Annotated in this window: 17 protein-coding genes and 2 tRNA genes; 10 read left to right on the top strand and 9 right to left on the bottom strand. The window is 62.3% G+C overall.

All coding sequences use genetic code 11. The features are described from left to right. Window positions 1–90: 90 nt before the first annotated feature. The gene (locus tag HV753_RS21800; protein WP_175176695.1) at window positions 91–2,847 is read left to right on the top strand and encodes a M16 family metallopeptidase; all 2,757 of its coding nucleotides are present in this window, start codon (window positions 91–93) and stop codon (window positions 2,845–2,847) included. 288 nt (window positions 2,848–3,135) lie between these two features. Then, window positions 3,136–3,525, top strand: a complete 390-nt coding sequence (locus HV753_RS21805; protein ID WP_175176657.1) for a DUF4148 domain-containing protein — start codon at window positions 3,136–3,138, stop codon at window positions 3,523–3,525. 429 nt (window positions 3,526–3,954) lie between these two features. Here HV753_RS21805 and dnaJ read toward each other — a convergent pair whose 3' ends face one another. The 7 genes from dnaJ to hrcA all read right to left on the bottom strand — a co-directional run bounded on the left by dnaJ (window position 3,955) and on the right by hrcA (window position 10,708). Beyond that, on the bottom strand, window positions 3,955–5,088 hold the full coding sequence (gene dnaJ / locus HV753_RS21810; RefSeq protein WP_175176658.1) for a molecular chaperone DnaJ: 1,134 nt from the start codon (window positions 5,086–5,088) through the stop codon (window positions 3,955–3,957). Between the two features lie 109 nt (window positions 5,089–5,197). Continuing rightward, window positions 5,198–7,123, bottom strand: coding sequence for a molecular chaperone DnaK (gene dnaK / locus HV753_RS21815; RefSeq protein ID WP_175176659.1), 1,926 nt, complete (start codon window positions 7,121–7,123; stop codon window positions 5,198–5,200). An 80-nt stretch (window positions 7,124–7,203) separates the two neighbouring features. After that, on the bottom strand, window positions 7,204–7,608 hold the full coding sequence (locus tag HV753_RS21820) for a thioredoxin family protein (RefSeq protein WP_175176660.1): 405 nt from the start codon (window positions 7,606–7,608) through the stop codon (window positions 7,204–7,206). Between the two features lie 17 nt (window positions 7,609–7,625). After that, complete coding sequence (gene grpE, locus HV753_RS21825) at window positions 7,626–8,183, bottom strand: nucleotide exchange factor GrpE (protein ID WP_175176661.1); 558 nt, start codon at window positions 8,181–8,183, stop codon at window positions 7,626–7,628. 124 nt (window positions 8,184–8,307) lie between these two features. Then, window positions 8,308–8,544 carry a hypothetical protein gene (locus HV753_RS21830; RefSeq protein ID WP_175176662.1) on the bottom strand — a complete coding sequence of 79 codons (237 nt, stop codon included), beginning with the start codon at window positions 8,542–8,544 and terminating at the stop codon, window positions 8,308–8,310. Further along, window positions 8,534–9,658 carry a ferrochelatase gene (gene hemH / locus HV753_RS21835; RefSeq protein WP_175176663.1) on the bottom strand — a complete coding sequence of 375 codons (1,125 nt, stop codon included), beginning with the start codon at window positions 9,656–9,658 and terminating at the stop codon, window positions 8,534–8,536. Before hemH ends, HV753_RS21830 begins: the two co-directional genes overlap by 11 nt. A 45-nt stretch (window positions 9,659–9,703) precedes the next feature. Further along, a complete protein-coding gene (hrcA, locus tag HV753_RS21840) occupies window positions 9,704–10,708 on the bottom strand; it encodes a heat-inducible transcriptional repressor HrcA (protein ID WP_175176696.1) in 1,005 nt (334 codons plus the stop codon). A gap of 142 nt (window positions 10,709–10,850) precedes the next feature. Here hrcA and HV753_RS21845 point away from each other — a divergent pair, with 142 nt between their 5' ends. Together HV753_RS21845 and recN are read left to right on the top strand one after the other, a co-directional pair. Beyond that, a complete protein-coding gene (locus HV753_RS21845) occupies window positions 10,851–11,750 on the top strand; it encodes an NAD kinase (protein ID WP_175176664.1) in 900 nt (299 codons plus the stop codon). A gap of 13 nt (window positions 11,751–11,763) precedes the next feature. Continuing rightward, window positions 11,764–13,425 (top strand): DNA repair protein RecN, encoded by a 1,662-nt coding sequence (recN, locus tag HV753_RS21850; protein ID WP_175176665.1) that lies wholly within the window; start codon window positions 11,764–11,766, stop codon window positions 13,423–13,425. 126 nt (window positions 13,426–13,551) lie between these two features. On the opposite strand, the gene fur is transcribed toward recN, so the two are convergent. Beyond that, window positions 13,552–13,971 carry a ferric iron uptake transcriptional regulator gene (fur, locus tag HV753_RS21855; RefSeq protein ID WP_006223539.1) on the bottom strand — a complete coding sequence of 140 codons (420 nt, stop codon included), beginning with the start codon at window positions 13,969–13,971 and terminating at the stop codon, window positions 13,552–13,554. A gap of 157 nt (window positions 13,972–14,128) precedes the next feature. Here fur and HV753_RS21860 point away from each other — a divergent pair, with 157 nt between their 5' ends. Together HV753_RS21860 and dapB are read left to right on the top strand one after the other, a co-directional pair. Further along, window positions 14,129–14,665 (top strand): outer membrane protein assembly factor BamE, encoded by a 537-nt coding sequence (locus HV753_RS21860; protein ID WP_175176666.1) that lies wholly within the window; start codon window positions 14,129–14,131, stop codon window positions 14,663–14,665. An 18-nt stretch (window positions 14,666–14,683) separates the two neighbouring features. Beyond that, window positions 14,684–15,475, top strand: coding sequence for a 4-hydroxy-tetrahydrodipicolinate reductase (dapB, locus tag HV753_RS21865; protein WP_175176667.1), 792 nt, complete (start codon window positions 14,684–14,686; stop codon window positions 15,473–15,475). An 80-nt stretch (window positions 15,476–15,555) separates the two neighbouring features. Here the strand turns inward: dapB and murB are convergent, their stop codons facing one another. Further along, a complete protein-coding gene (murB, locus tag HV753_RS21870) occupies window positions 15,556–16,602 on the bottom strand; it encodes a UDP-N-acetylmuramate dehydrogenase (RefSeq protein WP_175176668.1) in 1,047 nt (348 codons plus the stop codon). Window positions 16,603–16,853: 251 nt separating this feature from the next. On the opposite strand from murB, the gene HV753_RS21875 reads away from it, so the two are divergent. The 4 genes from HV753_RS21875 (at window position 16,854) to HV753_RS21890 (ending at window position 19,344) form a co-directional block, all read left to right on the top strand. Continuing rightward, window positions 16,854–16,929, top strand: a tRNA-Gly gene (locus HV753_RS21875). Between the two features lie 188 nt (window positions 16,930–17,117). Then, a complete protein-coding gene (locus HV753_RS21880; protein WP_175176669.1) occupies window positions 17,118–18,227 on the top strand; it encodes an ankyrin repeat domain-containing protein in 1,110 nt (369 codons plus the stop codon). A gap of 189 nt (window positions 18,228–18,416) precedes the next feature. Beyond that, entirely contained in the window at window positions 18,417–19,136 is a 720-nt protein-coding gene (locus HV753_RS21885) for a hypothetical protein (protein ID WP_175176670.1), read from the top strand. A gap of 132 nt (window positions 19,137–19,268) precedes the next feature. Further along, window positions 19,269–19,344: transfer RNA gene (locus HV753_RS21890), tRNA-Gly, on the top strand.

Consider the following 19,344-nt stretch of genomic DNA (forward strand, 5'->3'; position numbering starts at 1 on the left):
AGGGCGGCCAACGCGGCAGGGATCGGCCCTTGAACCATTGCCACCGTATACACTCCAACGGATTCTGCCATGCCAAAGGAATTGTCTGCCATGCGCCTGTCCCTATCGAAGCTGCCACGCCCGCTGGGCGTGCTGCTGTTCTCCTCCTTCCTGGCCTTTCAGGCCGGCGCCGCCAGCCTCCCGGCCGGCGTCTCGGAGGCCGCCTCGATTGAAGGCATCACTGAATACCGACTGGCCAATGGCCTGAGAGTGCTGCTGGTTCCCGACGAATCCAAGCCGTCGACCACGGTCAACATGACCTACCTGGTCGGCTCGCGCAACGAGAACTACGGCCAGACCGGCATGGCGCACCTGCTTGAACACATGCTGTTCAAGGGCACCTCCACTACCCGCAACGCCATGGGCGAATTCTCGCGCCGGGGCTTGCAGGCCAACGGTTCGACCTCCAGCGACCGCACCAACTATTTCGCCAGCTTCGCCGCCAACCCCGACACCCTGAAGTGGTATCTGGGCTGGCAAGCCGACGCCATGGTCAATTCCCTGATCGCCAAGGAAGACCTGGATTCGGAAATGACCGTGGTCCGCAACGAAATGGAAAGCGGCGAAAACAGCCCGTCGCGCATCCTGATGCAGAAGATGCAGGCTGCTGCCTTTCAATGGCACAGCTACGGCAAGAACACCATTGGCGCCCGCTCCGACGTGGAAAACGTGGACATCGGCCAACTGCGCGCCTTCTATCACGAGTACTACCAGCCCGATAACGCCGTGCTGATCGTGGCCGGCAAATTCGACCCGCAAGCCACCTTGGCGGACATCGAGGAAACGTTGGGCAAGCTGCCCAAGCCCGATCGCAAATTGCCGCCCGAATACACGGTGGAACCGGTGCAGGACGGCGAACGCTCGGTGACGCTGCGCCGTACCGGCGGCACGCCGTTGGTGGCGGCGATGTATCACATCCCCGCCGCGGGCAGCCCCGATTTCGTGCCGCTGGATCTGGCTACCGTCATCCTGTCCGACACGCCGTCGGGCCGCCTGTACCACGCGCTGGTCGCCACCAAGCTGGCCTCGGGCGTGTTCGGCTTCACCATGGAAAACCGTGACCCGGGCCTGGCGATGTTTGGCGCGCAGTTGTCCCCAGGCAAGAGCCTGGACCCCGCCATCAAAGCGCTGACCAGCACGCTGGAAACCCTGGGCAAAAAGCCCTTCACCCAACAGGAACTGGATCGCGCCCGCAGCAAATGGCTGACAGCTTGGGAACAGACCTACAGCGATCCCGAACAAGTCGGCGTGGCGCTGTCCGAAGCCATCGCCGCCGGCGACTGGCGCCTGTTCTTCCTGCAACGCGACCGCGCCCGCAAGGCCACGCTGACCGAAGTCCAGAAAGCCGCCACTACGTACCTGGTGCAAAGCAACCGCATCGAAGGCCGCTACATCCCCACGGAAAAGCCTGAGCGTGCACCGCAATTGCAGCGCGAAGACCTGACTGCTGTGTTCAAGGACTACAAGGGCGATCCCGACTTCAAGGCCGCATCCGCCTTTGACCCCACTCCCGCCAACATCGACAAGCTGACCCAGCGCAAGAAGCTGGATCTGTCCAACGGCCCGGTGCAACTGGCGCTTCTGCCCAAAGCCACGCGCGGCAACCGCGTGCAGGCGCAGATGCTGATCCAGTTCGGCAATGAAAAGGATCTGCTTGGCCAGCGCGTGAACTCAAGCGCCGTGGCGGATCTGCTGACCCGCGGCACGGCCAAGCTGTCGCGCCAGGACATCCAGGACCGCCTGGACAAGCTGCAAGCCGAACTCGGCTTCAGCGGCGGCGGCACCACGCTCAAGATCGCCATGTCGACCAAGAGCGAGAACCTGCCCGAGCTGACCGCGCTGGCACTGGATATCGTGCGCAACGCCAACTTCCCGAAGGAACAACTCGAGGAATACCAGCGCCAGCTTGAAACCTCGATCCAGAACGCCATGACCGAACCTTCGGCCCTGGCTGGACGCACTCTTGCGCGCCAGGACAATCCGTGGCCCGCTGACGACCTGCGTTATGTGCCCACGTTTGAGGAATCGCTTGCCAGCGTGCGCGGCCTGAACCGCGACGCCCTGGCCAAATTCCACGCCAAGTTCTACGGCGCGGGCAAGATCGAGTACTCGGCGGTCGGCGACTTTGAGCCGGAAGCCGTGGAAAAGGCGATCAAGGCTGGTCTGGCGGGCTGGAAGAAAGCGCCCGCGTACACCCGCGTTCCCAACCCGTACCGCGACATCCCGGCCAAGCAGTTCGACATCGCCACGCCCGACAAGGCCAACGCCTTCTACATTTCGCGCATGCCGCTGAAGCTACAGGACTCGGACGCCGACTATGCGGCGCTGTACCTGGCCAACTACCTGTTCGGCGCGTCCGAAACCTCGCGCCTGTGGAATCGCGTGCGCGAAACCGAAGGCCTGTCGTATAACGTCCGCAGTTCGTTGTCGGTGTCCTCCTTCGAGCCCAGCGCCAGCTGGACCATGTATGCCATCTATGCGCCGCAGAACCGTGAACGCCTGGAAAAGGCCATCAACGAGGAACTGGCCCGCGTCTTGAAGGACGGTTTCTCGGAAAAGGAAATCTCTGACGGCATCAACGCGCTGCTGAACTACCGCAACCTGGCCCGCGCGCAAGACGACATCCTGGCCAGCACGTGGCTGGACTATCTGCAACGCGGCCGCACGTTTGAATGGTCGGCCGAGATGGACAAGAAGATCTCGGCATTGACGCCCGACGCGGTTAACACCGCCCTGCGCAAATACCTGCGCCCGGACGGCTTCAGCACCGCGGTCGCTGGCGACTTCAAGAAGAAAGCCACGCCCTGACCCTCGCATCCGCACCCATCCAGCCCCTGCCTTGGCAGGGGCTTTTTTTTGCATGATGAAACACAGATTTCCTCCCCGCCATCCTGCCAATTGCGCAATACCATGCCACTAGTGGGGAAATTTTCCAATAACAGATCCATTACTCGGTTATTTGGAAAGATGTTTTCAGGGAATACGGGTTTATCCCAAGCGGGATAACGCGCAGAATTCAGTCATCGGGAACAAACAACGAACCACGACGGAGGGCCGCCGGATTCGGTCCCCACTAGAAATGACTGGAGATCCATCATGAAAACCCTAACCACCACCCTGCTGTTGTCCCTAGCCCTGGTTGGCGTTGGCGCCCAAGCCGCCGGCGCTGAACAAGCCAAGACCAGCGCCCAGGTCGCCACCGAATTGCAGCAAGCCAAGGCCAGCGGCCAATACACGTTCGGCGAACTGGACTACCCGCCCGCCTTGCCCCAAGCCGCCAGCCTGAGCTCGCAAGAAGTGCAGGCGCAGCTGCAACAAGCCAAGATCAGCGGCCAGTACACGTTCGGTGAACTGCAATACCCGCCCGTCATCGCAGCCCCCGCTGCCGAGAAGACCCGCGCCGAAGTCCAGCAAGAACTGGCCCAAGCCAAGGCCAGCGGCCAATACACGTTCGGCGAACTTGAATACCCGCCGATCACCCGGTGAGCTGCTTGCTGTAGCCCGGCCGGCCTCAGGCGGCATCATGGCTTGGGGTCGGTTTTTTCCGGTACAGCGGCAACCGTAGTAGCAGTGCCTGGCAGTTGAAGTTGTAGTGGCATCCGCAGTACTTGCAGTAGAAGCACTTGTTGTAGAAGCACTTGTTGTAGAAGCACTTGTTGTAGAAGCACTTGTTGTAGAAGCACCTGCTGTAGAAGCACCTGCTGTAGAAGCACTTGTTGTAGAAGCACCTGCTGTAGAAGCACTTGTTGTAGAAGCACCTGCGGTACGGCCGCGGCGTAACAGCCGCGGCCTTTTTGTTGCCGGCGATTCCTCATGCCTGACCGGCACACTGCTATCGGACGTCGCCCATGACGTCACCAGAGACCAAAAAAAAGCCGCGAATGCATCGCGGCTTTTTTTTCTCTTCAAGCGTTATCAGCTGAAGAATTCCTTCACCCGATCCGTCCAGGACTTGCTTTGCGGCGAGTGGCGATCGCCCCCGTCGTTCAGCGAGGTCTCGAACTGACGCAGGATGCTCTTCTGGTCTTCGCTCAGCCGCACCGGCGTTTCCACGACGACGTGGCAATACAGATCGCCCGGATAGCTGCCCCGCACCCCACGAATGCCCTTGCCGCGCAGACGGAACGTCTTGCCGGACTGGGTGCCTTCCGGGATCGATATCTCGGCCTTGCCACCCAGCGTGGGCACTTGAAGCTCGCCGCCCAACGCCGCCGTGGTGAACGGGATGGTCAGTTCGCAATGCAGGTCGTCGCCATCGCGCTGGAAGATCTTGTGCTGCTTGATGTGGATTTCCACATACAAGTCGCCCGGAGGACCGCCGTTGATGCCCGGTTCGCCATTGCCGCTGGAGCGGATGCGCATGCCGTCGTCGATGCCAGCCGGAATCTTGACCTGAAGGGTCTTGTTGCGGCGGATACGGCCCACGCCATCGCAGGCCGGGCACGGATCGGTGATCTCTTTGCCGTTGCCATGGCAGGTCGGGCACGTCTGCTGCACGCTGAAGAAACCTTGCTGCATGCGCACGGCACCCGAGCCGCCGCAGGTGCGGCAGGTCTTGGGCGACGTGCCAGCCTTGGCGCCCGAGCCGTGGCAGGTGTCGCAATGTTCCCAGCTTGGCACGCGGATTTCGGTATCGAAACCGGCCGCAGCCTGTTCCAACGTGATTTCCAGCGCGTACTTCAGGTCGGCGCCGCGGTACACCTGCGGGCCGCCGCCGCGACGGCCACCACCGCCGCCGCCACCGAAGATTTCGCCGAAGATATCGCCGAAGGCGTCGGCGAAGCCGCCGCCCATGCCCGCCCCGCCCATGCCGGCGGAATTGGGATCCACGCCCGCATGACCGTAGCGGTCATAAGCGGCGCGCTTCTGTTCATCACCCAGGACCTCGTAGGCTTCCTTGGCTTCCTTGAACTTCTCTTCGGCTTCTTTGCTGTCCGGATTGCGATCCGGGTGGTACTTCATGGCCAGCTTTCGATAGGCCTTCTTGAGTTCGTCGTCCGCGGCGTTTTTTGCTACGCCCAGGACTTCGTAATAGTCGCGTTTTGCCATGATCCGTGGGCTCAAAAACGAGCCATCTTTTCAGTGCTACAGAATGAGTTCGCCCGGTAGGCGGATTTCTCCGGCTACCGGGCGGCAGAGGCTGGTCAGCGCCCGGCCATTATTGGTCGCGCTTGACTTCCTTGAAGTCGGCGTCGACGACATTGTCGTCCACCGGCTTCGCGTTATCGGCCGCTTGTTGCTGGCCGGCGGCTTGCTGCGCCTGCATGTCGGCGTACATCTTTTCGCCCAGCTTCTGCGATGCGGTCGACAGGGTTTCCACCTTGGCGTCGATCGCGGCCTTGTCGCCTTCCTTCAAGGTCTCTTCCAAGTCCTTGATGGCGGCCTCGATGCTTTCCTTTTCGGCAGCTTCGAGCTTGTCGCCGTATTCCGTCAGCGACTTGCGGGTGGCATGCACCAGCGCGTCAGCCTGGTTGCGCGCCAGGGCCAGCTCGGCCATGCGGTGATCTTCCTCGGCGTTGGCCTCGGCATCCTTGACCATGCGCTGGATCTCGTCTTCCGACAGACCCGAATTGGCCTTGATGGTGATCTTGTTTTCCTTGCCGGTACCCTTGTCCTTGGCGGACACGTGCAGAATGCCGTTGGCGTCGATGTCGAACGTGACTTCGATTTGCGGCATGCCACGCGGCGACGGCGGGATCCCTTCAAGGTTGAACTCGCCCAAGGCCTTGTTGCCCGCGGCAATTTCGCGCTCGCCCTGGAACACCTTGATCGTCACGGCCGGCTGATTGTCGTCAGCGGTCGAGAAGGTCTGCGAGAACCGGGTCGGGATCGTCGTGTTCTTCTGGATCATCTTCGTCATCACGCCGCCCAGGGTTTCGATACCCAGCGACAGAGGCGTCACGTCCAGCAGCAGCACGTCCTTGCGGTCACCCGACAGCACGGAACCTTGGATGGCGGCGCCAGCGGCGACGGCCTCATCCGGGTTCACGTCCTTGCGCGGATCCTGGCCGAAGAATTCCTTCACCTTTTCCTGGACCTTGGGCATGCGGGTCATGCCGCCGACCAGGATCACGTCGTCGATGTCGGAAACCTTCACACCGGCGTCCTTGATGGCGACGCGGCAAGGCTCGATCGTGCGTTCGATCAGTTCCTCAACCAGCGCTTCCAGCTTGGCGCGCGTGATCTTCAGGTTCAAGTGCTTCGGACCCGAGGCATCCGCCGTGATGTACGGCAGGTTGATTTCGGTTTGCTGCGTGGACGACAGTTCGATCTTGGCCTTTTCAGCCGCTTCCTTCAGGCGTTGCAGCGCCAGCACGTCCTTGGACAGATCAACGCCTTGTTCCTTCTTGAACTCGGAGATGATGTAGTCAATGATGCGCTGGTCGAAGTCTTCGCCGCCCAGGAAGGTGTCGCCGTTGGTCGACAGCACTTCAAACTGCTTTTCGCCATCCACATCGGCGATTTCGATGATGGACACGTCGAACGTGCCGCCACCCAAGTCATACACGGCGATCTTGCGGTCGCCCTTTTCGGTCTTGTCCAGGCCGAACGCCAACGCGGCTGCGGTGGGTTCGTTGATGATGCGCTTGACTTCCAGACCGGCGATGCGGCCGGCGTCCTTGGTGGCCTGGCGCTGGCTGTCGTTGAAGTAGGCGGGCACGGTGATGACGGCCTCGGTCACTTCTTCGCCCAGATAGTCCTCGGCGGTCTTCTTCATCTTGCGCAGCACGTCGGCCGACACTTGGGGAGGCGCCATCTTCTTGCCGCGCACTTCCACCCAGGCGTCACCGTTGTCGGCGCGGGCGATGGTATAGGGCATCAGGTTGATGTCCTTCTGCACCGCTTTTTCTTCAAACTTGCGGCCGATCAGGCGCTTCACCGCATACAGGGTGTTGCGCGGATTGGTCACGGCCTGACGCTTGGCGGGTGCGCCAACCAGGGTCTCGCCGTCGTCCATGTAGGCGACGATCGAGGGGGTAGTGCGAGCACCTTCCGCGTTTTCAATGATTTTGACCTGCCCGCCGTCCATGACAGCTACGCAGCTGTTGGTCGTGCCCAGGTCGATGCCAATAATCTTGCTCATGGTGGTTACCTTGAATTAAATCTATGAAAATAGAGGGAAACTTCTTGTCCCCACATAACTGGGGCTACTCGCAGGGTTTTTCAAGACGCCTTGCTGGAATTTTCCGTGCCAGCGTCCTGCAACCGCTGGATTGCCGCCGTGAACTGGGGCAATCCGGGCCAACCCGTGATGCGGCCCAGCCGCTTTCCGGCCCGATACAGCACAAAAGTGGGGACACCATGTAGGGAAAATCGGCGGCCAAGGGGCTCGTCGGCATAGACATCGGCCTCGAACCAGGTCAAACCCAGTCCTACCAACGTCTCTTGATGCAGCAACGCCGCCTGCTTGAAAAGATTGCAGTTATAGCAATCCTGCCCCCAGAGGAATACACAACGCAGATCCGACCCCGGCGCCTGGACCACGGCAGCATCAAATCCCGCGGTGTCGACATGACGCATGCCGAACACCTGGAAGACCTGAGCCGGATCGAAGCGGGGATCGGTCATGGTGCGCAGAGCCGCTATCAGCCTTGGCCGGCCGACACGACCACCAACGCCGGACGCAGGGTCCGATCGGCGATGGCGTAGCCCTTCTGCAACAACTGCAACACCGTATTCGCGGGCTGCTCGTTGGGAATCGACGAAATGGCTTGATGCAGATGCGGGTCGAACTTGTCACCCTGGGCCGGTGCGATTTCCTTGAGCAGATTGCGCTCGAAGGCCGCAGTCAGTTGCTTGAGGGTGACTTCGACGCCTTCACGCAGCGTTTCAACGGTCTGGTCAGGCTGGGCCAACGCGGCTTCCAGGCTGTCCTTGACCGGAACCAGGCTTTCGGCGAACGACTCGATGCCGAACTTGCGCGCCTTGGACACTTCTTCCTGGGCGCGACGGCGCACGTTTTCAGCTTCGGCCTGCACACGCAGAAGCTGGTCGTGCTGCTCATTGACGGTAGCCTGGGCGGCGTCCAGCTGGGCGCGCAACTCGGTGAGCTCGGCCTGCGCGGCGTCCTGGGCGGCGGGTGCCGCACCGGCGTTCTGGCCGGCTTCGGGCGTCTGGTCTACAGGCTCGTGGGGTGCCGTCATGGGGAATCCTCCAAAAAGAATGGCTTTCGCAGACATGAATGGGGGCCAATACCCCTATTTCAAGCCCGGGAAAGCGAAATATTCCCTGGTGGCCCCGCCCGGGGCCCCCGGGCGGACCTGCCCCTTACTTCTTGTGGGGCTGTGCTGGCGCCACGGGATCACTGGCCGGAAAGCTCTCTTTCAGGGCACGATCGACGCGCGCGTCGTCTTCGTCCGGCTCGGATCGGATCGCGATGGGGTCGCTGGCCGGGAAAGTCTCCGCCAACGCTTCGTCCAGATCGTGCTCGACCTGATCCTCGTCAATCGGGGTGGAAACCGTCCCCTTTTTTACCGCTTTGCCGCTCTTGGGATCATGGTGCATGCGCCTTCTCCTTCAAGTCCGTGTTGACCTGGGGTGTCAGCGGCCAGCCCTGCAAGTTTCGTTCCACCAGGCCGGCCAACCCGGCGATCCAGTCCGGATCGTCGTTCAGGGCCGGGATGTAGCGGAACTGCTTGCCGCCAGCCCCGATGAACGCATCGCGGCCCTCCAGGCTGATCTCTTCCAGGGTTTCCAGACAGTCTGCCACAAATCCCGGACACACCACATCCACCTCGGTCACGCCCGAAGCCGCCAGCGCCTTCAGCGTGAGCTCGGTGTAGGGTTCCAGCCAGCGGGCGGTGCCGAAACGGCTTTGAAAGGTCACTTCGATCTGCTCGCGAGGCAGGGACAGGCGCTGGGACAACAGCCGCGCCGACTCCATGCAGTCGCGGTAATAAGGATCACCCAGTTCGATTGAATAGCGTGGCAAGCCATGAAAGCTCATCACCAGCTTCTGCGGCTTGCCATGTTCACGCCAATAGGATTCGATACGCGCCGCCAGCGGATCCAGCCAAGCCGGATCTTCATGGAAGCGCTTGGTGAAGCGCAGTTCGGGCTGGTCGCGCAAGCGCGCCGCGTGCCGGGTCACGGCATCGACAACGGTGGCGGTGGTGCTGGCGGCGTACTGCGGATACAGCGGCACGGTCAGGATGCGCTCGCAACCCGCGGCGCGCAGGCGCGTGATCGCATCGGGAATCGATGGGTTGCCGTAGCGCATGCCCAATTCCACCACCGCATCAATACCCGCCTTGTGCAGGGCCGCGCGCACGCCGTCGGCCTGACGCGCGCTGTAGACCATCAGCGGTGAACCGTCCTTCATCCAGACGCCGGCATAGCGCGGCGCCAGCTTCTTGGGGCGCATCGTCAGCACCAGCCCGTGCAGAATGGGTTTCCACAGGTAGCGGGGGATCTCGATCACGCGGGGGTCGGACAGGAATTCGCCCAGGTATGCGCGGATGTCCTTCTTGCTTGGTGTATCGGGCGTACCCAGATTCACCAGCAACACGCCGACCTTGCCCGGCCCACGGGCCGGTGGGTCTTCGTTGAAGGGGTCGTCCTGCTCGGTTTCCGGCAAGTAGCGTTCAGGCCATAAATACTTGAACAGGCGAAGAAACACAAAAACTCCCCTTCCTCCGCAAGGAGGATGTAGCTTTGAATGGAACTACTGGTTGTGGCTGAGGGCGTTGGACAGCAAGCGCGCCGTGATGTCCACGATGGGAATGACGCGCTCGTAAGCCATGCGGGTGGGACCAATCACGCCCAGCGTGCCCACCACCTTGCCATCCACGCCGTAAGGCGCGGTAATGACCGAGACCTCTTCCATCGGCACCAGCTGTGAGTCGCCGCCGATGTAGATCTGCACCCCCTGCGCGCGGCTGGATACGTCCAGCAATTGCAGCAGGTCGGTCTTTTTCTCGAACAACGAGAACATCTTGCGCAGCCGATCCATGTCGGACGCGATATCCGTCACATCCAACAGCTTGCGCTCGCCGGAAATGACCATGGCGTCGCCGTCCTCGGCCGCTTCCGCGCTGGCCTCCACCGCCGCCTGCATCAGCCGCGAAATGTCTTCACGCAGCTGGGCGAGTTCGGTGGACAGGGTCTGGCGGACGGCGTTGAAGGACTTGCCCGCGAAATGCATGTTGAAGAAATTGCCGGCTTCCAGCAATTCGGCTTCAACGTAGTCGCGCTGCACAAAAAGGATGCGGTTCTGGACGTCGCCGTCGGGCGTGACGATGATCAGCAGCACCCGTTTATCGGATAGCCGGATGAATTCGATCTGGCGGAATATTTGGGCGCGCTTGGGCGTCAGCACCACGCCGGCGAACTGCGTCAGGTTCGACAGCAGCGCGGCCGCGGCGTTGACGGCGCGGGAAGGCTCGGCCGCCGACAGCATTTCGCCCATGTTGTGAGGTTGCAGCTGATAGGACTGCACAGCCAGCAGGGAATCGACGAACATGCGATAGCCCCGCGGCGTGGGCACACGGCCGGCGGAGGTATGCGGGCTATGAATCAACCCCAGCTCTTCCAGGTCCGCCATGACATTGCGGATCGTGGCCGGGGACAAGTCGAAGACTTTCGATAGCGTCCGCGAGCCGACGGGCTGCCCGTCGGCGATGTAGCGTTCTATCAACGCCTTCAGTAGTGCGCGTGCGCGGTCATCCATAACAGGCATTTTAGGGAATCTTTTCCAATTAAGGCGATTTTTGTCCTGCAAGCGAATATGCGGCCCCATATAATCGGCTAACCAGCCCATTCCGGGCGGGTTTCGGCCTCATGGCCACGCTCATTTCGATACGCTCGCACCCATGCACTTTCCTACCGTCGCCCTGATCGGCAGATACCAGGACACCGGGCTGGACACCCCGTTGAGAGCACTTGCGCACGCGCTGACGCAAGCGGGTCGGCACGTGCTCATCGATGCGGATACCGCGCGCAATACCGGCCTGACCGAATACCCCGTCGCCACCCTTGAAGAGATCGGCCAGAACGCATCGTTGGCCGTCGTGATGGGCGGCGATGGCACCGTGCTGGGTGCTGGCCGCCACCTGGCGCCGTATGGCGTGCCGCTGGTCGGCATCAACCACGGGCGGCTTGGCTTCATCACCGACATTCCGCTGCAAGACGCGCACGGCGCCTTGACGCGCGTGCTGGAAGGCAGCTTCCAGATCGAAGAGCGCATGCTGCTTGAAGGCAGCGTGTGGCGCGGCGACCAGAAAATGTATTCCGCGTCGGCCCTGAACGACGTCGTGTTGAACCGCGCCGGACGCGGCGGCATGATCGAAGTGCGCGTGGAACTGGATGGCGCCTTCATGTACACCCAGCGCGCCGATGGCCTGATCATCGCCACGCCCACCGGCTCCACCGCGTATGCCCTGTCGGCCAACGGCCCCATCTTGCACCCTGGCATGAACGCCATGGTGTTAGTGCCCGTTGCCCCGCAAACGCTGTCGAACCGTCCCATCGTGATCCCCGACTCGGGTGTGCTGAACATGACCTTGACGGCCATGGGCCGCGTGGAAGTCGGCGCCAGCGTGCATTTCGACATGCAGACCTGGTCGGACCTGCAACCCGGCGACCGCATCGTCGTGCAGCGCGCCCCCTATACCATCCGCTTCGTGCATCCCGAGGGCTACAGCTTCTTTTCCACCCTGCGCCGCAAGCTGCACTGGAATCTGATGCCCCAGGCCACCGACAACGTAGAGTAGTAAGCGCCCCGACATGCTGCGCACCCTGCATATCCGCGACTTCGTCATCGTCGAACAAACCGAGATCCATTTCGGCTCCGGCTTCACCGTCTTCTCCGGCGAGACCGGTGCCGGCAAATCCATTCTGGTGGATGCGCTGGCACTGACCCTGGGCGAACGCGGCGACGCCAGCATGCTGCGCGAAGGCGCGACGCGCGCTGACATCACCGCCGTATTCGACACGCCCAAATCGCTGCACGCCTGGCTGGCCGAACGCGAGATCGACGCCGACGACGACCTCTCGTTGCGCCGCGTGATCGATGCGCAAGGCCGTAGCCGCGCCTATATCAACGGCACACCGGCCACGGTCGCGCAACTGCGCGAATTGGGAGACAGCCTGGTCGACATCCATGGCCAACATGCCCATCAAAGCCTGATGCGCCCCGATGCCCAGCGCGACCTGCTTGATGCCCACGGCGGCCATGGCGATCTTCGCCAGGCCGTGGGCCAGGCCTGGAAGCAATGGCGCGCACTGACGCGCCAGCTGGAAGCCGCCGAGAAAGACGCCGCCAGCCTTGCCATTGAGCGCGACCGCCTGCAATGGCAGGTCCAGGAACTGGACCAACTGTCATTGGGTCCGGATGAATGGGACTCGTTGCAAGGCGAGCACACGCGCCTGTCGCATTCCCAATCGCTGCTGGACGGCGCCTCGCAGATCCTGGAGGCGCTGGACGGCGAAGACGATTCCGCGCATCACCGCGTCACGTCGGCCAACCACCGGATCCAGCAGTTGCTGCGGCATGATCCCGGCCTGCAAGGCGTGTACGACGAACTGGAATCCGCCCGCATCGCCATCAGCGAAGCCGTGTCGGACCTGAACAATTACGTCAGCCGCGTCGATCTCGATCCGAAGCGGCTGGCCGACGTCGAAGCGCGCCTGGGCCTGGTGTTCGAGACCGCCCGCAAATTCCGCGTTGAACCCAACGCGCTATGTGAACTGCGCGACTCGCTGCACGCCGAACTCACGGCCTTGCAGGCCGCTGGCGACATCGACGCGCTGCGCGTCCAGTCCGCCGCCGCCCAGATGCAATACGATGCGGCGGCCGCCAAGCTCACCACCGCCCGCCGCAAAGTCGCGAAAGACCTGGGCAAGCAAGTCACGCTGGCCATGCAGACACTGGCGATGCAGGGCGGCAAGTTCGAACCCACGCTGGCCGCCTCCGCGCCGTCCGCGCACGGCAACGAACAGGTTGAATTCCTGGTGGCCGGCCACGCCGGCACCACACCGCGCCCCTTGGCCAAAGTGGCCTCGGGCGGCGAACTGTCGCGCATCTCGCTTGCGCTGTCCGTCATTGCCAGCCGCGCGGCCCGCGTGCCGACGCTGATCTTCGACGAAGTGGACAGCGGTGTTGGCGGTGCCGTGGCCGAAGCCGTGGGCAAGCTGCTCCGCGAATTGGGCGAACGCCATCAAGTCCTGTGCGTCACCCACCTGCCGCAGGTCGCCGCGTGCGCCAACAACCAGTTCCTGGTCAGCAAGGCAGAGACGCGCGGCACCACGCGCTCCAGTATCGAAGAACTGGACGCCCCCGCCCGCGTGGAAGAAATCGCGCGCATGCTGGGCGGCATCAAACTGACCGCCACCACCCGTGAACACGCTCGCGAAATGCTGGAAGGCTTCGGCCAGCCCGCCCACTAGACGCCACGCTGCGTAGCCGCCCTCTTTTTGGCGGCAACAAAAAAAGCCCCTTCTGATAGAAGGGGCTTTTTCTCTTACAGTCCCGCGGCGAGCGCGGCCGGGGGCCGTAGGACAGACGCGAGCGGCTTAGCGGCCTTTCAGGCAGCTACCGCAGATGCCGTAAAGCACCATCGCATGGCTTTCCAGCGCGAAGCCGTTGTCCTTGGCGATCTTTTGCTGGCGCTTTTCGATGTCCGGGTCCGAAAACTCGACCACTTTGCCGCAATTCGTGCAAATCAGGTGATCGTGGTGATCGCCGTCGTTAAGCTCGAACACGGCCTTGCCGCTGTCGAACTGGCTACGGGCAAGAATGCCAGCCTGTTCAAACTGCGTCAGCACGCGGTAGACGGTTGCCAGGCCGATTTCGACGTTTTCGCCGATCAGGGCGCGGTAGACGTCTTCAGCGCTCAGGTGGCGTTGGTCCGATTTACGGAAAATATCAAGAATTTTCAGGCGCGGGAAAGTCGCCTTCAAACCCATGTTCTTCAGTTCGCTTTGGTCGCTCATGGTGTAATCGCTCTCCGTCCGCGTTGGCATGGGCAAGGATATGGGGCGTGCCGCGAGCCGGCTCCCCTGAATTCATGCCGCCCCGCGGAACTATCCGTATGAAACCTTTATGATAACGGTTTTGTCTGCTTCCAAATAATAGGGGCGCGTAGTGTCCATGATTGCACGAATTCCCTCCCGCTCGCTGAAGACCGGATTGGCCGTTGCCGCCCTGGCCATCGCCCTTGCCGGCTGCTCGGGGGACAAGTGGGGCTTCCCCTACAAAGCTGGCGTCCAACAAGGTAACTGGATCACCCAGGAGCAGGTTGCCCTGCTTCAACCCGGCATGACCCGCGAGCAAGTTCGCTTCGCGCTTGGCAGCCCCACGCTGACCAGCGTGCTGCACGCCAATCGCTGGGACTACCCCTACTACTACAAGCCCGGCTACGGCGAGGCCCGCGAGCGCAAATTCACGGTCTGGTTTGAAAACGACCGGCTGACCCGCTGGGAAGGCGACAAGCAGCCCGACTTGCAACCCTATCAGTTGAATACGCCCAGCCCCACCGCCGACGAAAAGGCCGATAAGCGCCTGGACCAGGACGAAGCTCGGTTGAAGGAAGAAGCGGACCTGCAAAAGCGTGACTCGGCGGCCCCGGTCAGCCCGATGAACCAATACCCGGGCCAGCCCGGCATCACGCCTGAGCCGCTCCGGTAACCTCCAAGGATTCTCTACATGCGTATTGCAATTGCCGGCGCCAGCGGCCGTATGGGTCAGATGCTGATCGACGCCGTCCTCAAGTCCACCGGACTGCAACTGACGGTTGCGCTGGACCGCAAGGGCGCGTCCGCCCTGGGCCAGGATGCCGGTGCTCCGCTGGGCCAACAGACGGGCGTGCTGATCACCGATGATCTCGACGCCCTGGCCAATGCTGACTGCCTGATCGACTTCACCCGCCCCGAAGGCACGCTTGAACACCTGCAAGCCTGCGTCAAGCACGGCACGCGCGCCGTGATCGGCACCACGGGTTTCGACGACAACGGCCGCGCCGCGATCGAGGTCGCCGCGCAGAAAATCGCCATCGTGTTCGCGCCCAACATGAGCGTCGGCGTCAACGCCACGCTCAAGCTGCTGGACATGGCCGCGCGCATCCTGAATTCCGGCTACGACGTCGAAGTCTTTGAAGCGCACCACCGCAACAAGGTCGACGCGCCCTCGGGCACCGCCTTGAAGATGGGCGAGACCATCGCATCGGCCTGGGACGTGGCATTGCCTGACGTGGCCACCTGGAGCCGCCATGGCGACACCGGCGTGCGCAAACCCGGCACCATCGGGTTCTCCGTGTTGCGCGGCGGCGATATCGTAGGGGACCACACGGTGTCCTTCTGCGGCGTCGGCGAACGCATCGAGATCACCCATCGCTCGGCCAGCCGCGCCACCTACGCAGAAGGCGCATTGCGCGCCGCGCGCTTCCTGGAAGACAAGCACAACGGTCTGTACGACATGCAATCCGTGCTGGGCCTCTAAGGCTCACGGACATGAAAAAGGATCCCGCGGGATCCTTTTTTTTCGCCTGGACACGACGATGCAATACTGGCGACCGCCGCTCAGACCACGACGGGCTCCGCCTCCAGCTTGACGCCATAGCGCTCGGCCACGGACTGTTGGATCGCGTGTGCCAGCCCCATGATGTCGGCCGCCGTGGCCCCGCCACGATTCACCAGCACCAAGGCCTGCCGGTCATGCACGCCGGCTGCGCCCAGCGCCCGCCCCTTCCAGCCACATTGATCGATCAGCCAGCCCGCAGCCAGTTTGTAGCGGCCATCCGGCTGGGCATAAGACACCAGCCCCGGAAACTGCGCCACCAGACTATCGCGCACAGAGGCCGTCACGATGGGATTCTTGAAGAAGCTGCCCGCATTGCCGGTGACGGCGGGATCAGGCAACTTGGCGCGGCGGATCTCGCAAACGGCATCGAAAATATCACGCGCAACAGGCGTCCCTTGCGCCAGCCGGGCGTGGCGCTGCAAGTCGGGATAGCCCAACACCGGACGCCAAGGCCGAGGCAACGCAAAACGCACGCTGACAATGACCCAGCGACCTGCCGCATCATGCTTGAACGCGCTGTCCCGGTAGGCAAAGCGGCAATCCGCCGCCCGCATCTCAACCAGCTGTCCCGCCAGCACATCCCACGCGGTCAAGCTGTGAAAGCGCTCTTCAAATTCCACGCCGTAGGCACCAATGTTCTGCACCGGTGCTGCCCCTACCGTGCCGGGGATCAGCGCCAGATTCTCCAGACCGTCCCAGCCGTTGTTCACGCAGGTCTCGACAAAGCCATGCCAGTTCTCGCCACCGGCTGCCTCGACCAGCCACGCACCGGGCTGCGCCTCCAGCAAGCGCACGCCCTTGAACGCCACCTGAGCCACCAGCCCTGGAACACGCTCGGGCAGCACCATGTTGCTGCCGCCCCCCAAAACCAGCAGGGACTGGCGCTGCCGCGCCAGGGCCGACAACGCAGGCAACTGCGCGGCAGAGTCCAGGCTGACGAAGGCCTCGGCCCGGGACGCCAGCCCCAGCGTATTCAGCCGGGTCAGGTCCTGGGAAACGGGGGTCAATGCAACAGGCGCGGTGTGGGCGGCGTCAGAATTTGACATGGGTGCTACTGGCTATGCTATAGTTTCTGTCTTCGCTCATATTACTTGATTGAGTGTTTGGACCTGATGTTCAGGGCTGGGTTTAACCCACTGCCTGCTTCAGCCGCCCTGCAAAGGGATGCCGGTGAAAAGCAAAAAATATCAGTTTCATGACAAACTCGAAAAAATCATGTAAGATGCGCGCCTTCTGATCGATAACCAAGTTGATCAGAGTGAATAAGAAACAGGTTCTACGCAGTATCGGAACCCATGCGGGAGTAGCTCAGTTGGTAGAGCGCAACCTTGCCAAGGTTGAGGTCGCGAGTTCGAGACTCGTCTCCCGCTCCAAATTCAGATTTGCAGCGTTTCTCTGAAAATTCTGCGAGTCATTAAAAAGGGCCTACGGGCCCTTTTTTAATTTCTGCCCGTCTGCAAGCATGCGGTACGCATGCGGTACATTCCCGGACATGCCGCAACACCCCCGCGCCTTCCCCCCATTGCTTGCCGTCCTATCTGGACTGTCTCTAGGCGCAGGCGTGATCGCGAGCATCGCCGGACTGGCAAGCAACTCCACGGGCGGCATGTTCCCGAACCTGGCCTTGGCGCTGGGGTTGATGGGCTTGGGCCTGGGCAACGTCATCTCATTCCTGTGCAATCTGCTGGCGTGGCGAATGGGCGCACGCAGGCGGTGGTTGAAAATCCTGCTGATCGCACAGACCGCCCCCGCCATAGCCTTTGCCGCCGTTGCGTGCAAAGCCCTCTGGGACAACTGGCAGGCCCGCCACGCCGGCCAACAACGCCATGCCGTCAGGAGCGCCATCCACAATGACGATGTTCCCGCCCTGATCACCGCCCTGCAAGCCTGCAACCAGTCTTGCCTGCAAGGACAGACAAATCAAGGTTTGCTGATGACCGCGACGATGGCGCGCGCCCACCACGTGGCCGGCCACCTGATTGCACAGGGCGCAACCGTCAGCGCGGGATTGACCGCGCCATCCAGAGACGTGCATACCTGCGAAGGCTTATATCTGCCGTCGCTTTCGACCCTGAGCCTGGCTATCGCGCAGCGCGACGATGCGCTCGTAGATCAGCTGCTGCCGGTCAGCGACACCGCCGCGCGGCGCGAGGCCATGTGGACCGCGGCGACGCTTGATCGACTGGACACCGTGCAAGCCCTGGCAGCCCATGGCGTGCCGCTAACACTGCGCGGCAAGATCCTCGACCAGAACGACACGCTGCTCGTCGCGGCCGCCAGCGGCGCGGCGACGACCGTGGCCCAATGGCTCATCGACACCCAAGGCATGCCTGTGAATGCCATCACGCATGGTCCTGACGCCTATCCCGGCACCGCGCCCCTCGCCGCGCTGTTCTCCTTCATGCGCGATACGCAGTCCCCGCGCGCAACCGCGTTCCTGCAACTGCTGCGCGCGCATGGCGCGGATTTGAACGCGCGCCTGAGCAGCGGCGACACCGTGCTGGAAGAAGCCGTACGCCTTGGCAGGAAGCCCCTCGTAGCCATGCTGACCCAAGCAGGCGCCGATCCGGAGCGCCTGCCTCCGGCATCCCGTGCACGCCTGGCCGAGCTATTGGCCGGCCCGGACGAACCCCGCCTCCCCGATCGCACGCAAGGGTGCATACGCCCCTGAATTGCCGGATATCAATCCATCGGCAGACGCCGGCGCATACTCGCGCGGCAGCGCTTGCGTTGCTTGGCATAATCGATGGTCTTCCTGGTCTTGCCCAGGTCACCAGAACCATCGCTGCACCCGCATAGAAACGGGGCATTGAGCGGGCGGCACGCACCGGCAGCCAATCCACCAAGGAGGCGATCCCCCATGACGGGAATCAGCCGTGCGGTGTTGTTGCACCGCTTGAAAACCGCCAGCTATGCGATCGGGTCCGTCGTGCTGGTCAGCTGGGTCACCGATGCGCTGAACGAGGGGCTGATGTTCAAGCCGCTGTTGCGCTACCTCTACCCGGCCACGGTTGAAAACTATCTGCACCCGTTCACTGACCACCCCAGCCTGATGATCTGGCTGCTGCCCCTGCTATTGGCATTGCTGCTGATGTTCGCGTCATCGATGATGGCCGTGCATCACTTCAAGCGACGACATCTATACCGGATCAGCCGCCCCACCATCGCCCCACCTCCGGAGCATCTGATCACACTGGCGACAGGCGATCAGGCATTGGGCAATCTCCTGTCCGATGCCAGCCAGACCAAGCCCCATACTTTGCATGCGCTATACCGGCAGCCCGACGAACTGACTCCGCTTGAAGCGCCTTGCGCCGCAGCCCGCGTCCCGCTTCACCCATGGGCGCTGCCAGACACGCGAGACATCCGCCAGCAATTCCTGCGCCTTGGCCAGATCCTGGCGCAGATACGCCGCAAGGCCGGCCCCCAAGCGAGCATTGCGTTCGACTTGAGTAGCTTGCCGCCCGTCCTGGCCAGCGCGGCAACGCTAGCCTGCCTGGAGAATGACGTGACGTTGTGCTATCTGGATTCGCAGCAACGGCTGTGCACGCATCGGGTCGTTTGTGAAATGAGCGACTGATCCCGCTGAACTCGCGCCTGTCCTTTTGCCTTAGCCATGCAAAATTTTTTAATTTGGGTATACTTCCGCCTCTCTTGCAAAGAACGACTTTCGGATTGCGCAAATCCAGATGGTTTTCAAGGCAGGAAAAATGCGGGAGTAGCTCAGTTGGTAGAGCGCAACCTTGCCAAGGTTGAGGTCGCGAGTTCGAGACTCGTCTCCCGCTCCA

The organism is Achromobacter pestifer (assembly GCF_902859625.1).
Classification (GTDB): Bacteria; Pseudomonadota; Gammaproteobacteria; order Burkholderiales; family Burkholderiaceae_B; genus Achromobacter; species Achromobacter pestifer.

What these genes read in the sequence shown, in the direction of transcription:
- HV753_RS21800 (WP_175176695.1), top strand. Translation starts at nt 91, where the DNA reads ATGCGCCTGTCCCTATCGAAGCTGCCACGCCCGCTGGGCGTGCTGCTG.
- HV753_RS21805 (WP_175176657.1), top strand. Translation starts at nt 3,136, where the DNA reads ATGAAAACCCTAACCACCACCCTGCTGTTGTCCCTAGCCCTGGTTGGC.
- dnaJ (WP_175176658.1), bottom strand. Translation starts at nt 5,088, where the DNA reads ATGGCAAAACGCGACTATTACGAAGTCCTGGGCGTAGCAAAAAACGCC.
- dnaK (WP_175176659.1), bottom strand. Translation starts at nt 7,123, where the DNA reads ATGAGCAAGATTATTGGCATCGACCTGGGCACGACCAACAGCTGCGTA.
- HV753_RS21820 (WP_175176660.1), bottom strand. Translation starts at nt 7,608, where the DNA reads ATGACCGATCCCCGCTTCGATCCGGCTCAGGTCTTCCAGGTGTTCGGC.
- grpE (WP_175176661.1), bottom strand. Translation starts at nt 8,183, where the DNA reads ATGACGGCACCCCACGAGCCTGTAGACCAGACGCCCGAAGCCGGCCAG.
- HV753_RS21830 (WP_175176662.1), bottom strand. Translation starts at nt 8,544, where the DNA reads ATGCACCATGATCCCAAGAGCGGCAAAGCGGTAAAAAAGGGGACGGTT.
- hrcA (WP_175176696.1), bottom strand. Translation starts at nt 10,708, where the DNA reads ATGGATGACCGCGCACGCGCACTACTGAAGGCGTTGATAGAACGCTAC.
- HV753_RS21845 (WP_175176664.1), top strand. Translation starts at nt 10,851, where the DNA reads ATGCACTTTCCTACCGTCGCCCTGATCGGCAGATACCAGGACACCGGG.
- recN (WP_175176665.1), top strand. Translation starts at nt 11,764, where the DNA reads ATGCTGCGCACCCTGCATATCCGCGACTTCGTCATCGTCGAACAAACC.
- fur (WP_006223539.1), bottom strand. Translation starts at nt 13,971, where the DNA reads ATGAGCGACCAAAGCGAACTGAAGAACATGGGTTTGAAGGCGACTTTC.
- HV753_RS21860 (WP_175176666.1), top strand. Translation starts at nt 14,129, where the DNA reads ATGATTGCACGAATTCCCTCCCGCTCGCTGAAGACCGGATTGGCCGTT.
- dapB (WP_175176667.1), top strand. Translation starts at nt 14,684, where the DNA reads ATGCGTATTGCAATTGCCGGCGCCAGCGGCCGTATGGGTCAGATGCTG.
- murB (WP_175176668.1), bottom strand. Translation starts at nt 16,602, where the DNA reads ATGTCAAATTCTGACGCCGCCCACACCGCGCCTGTTGCATTGACCCCC.
- HV753_RS21885 (WP_175176670.1), top strand. Translation starts at nt 18,417, where the DNA reads ATGACGGGAATCAGCCGTGCGGTGTTGTTGCACCGCTTGAAAACCGCC.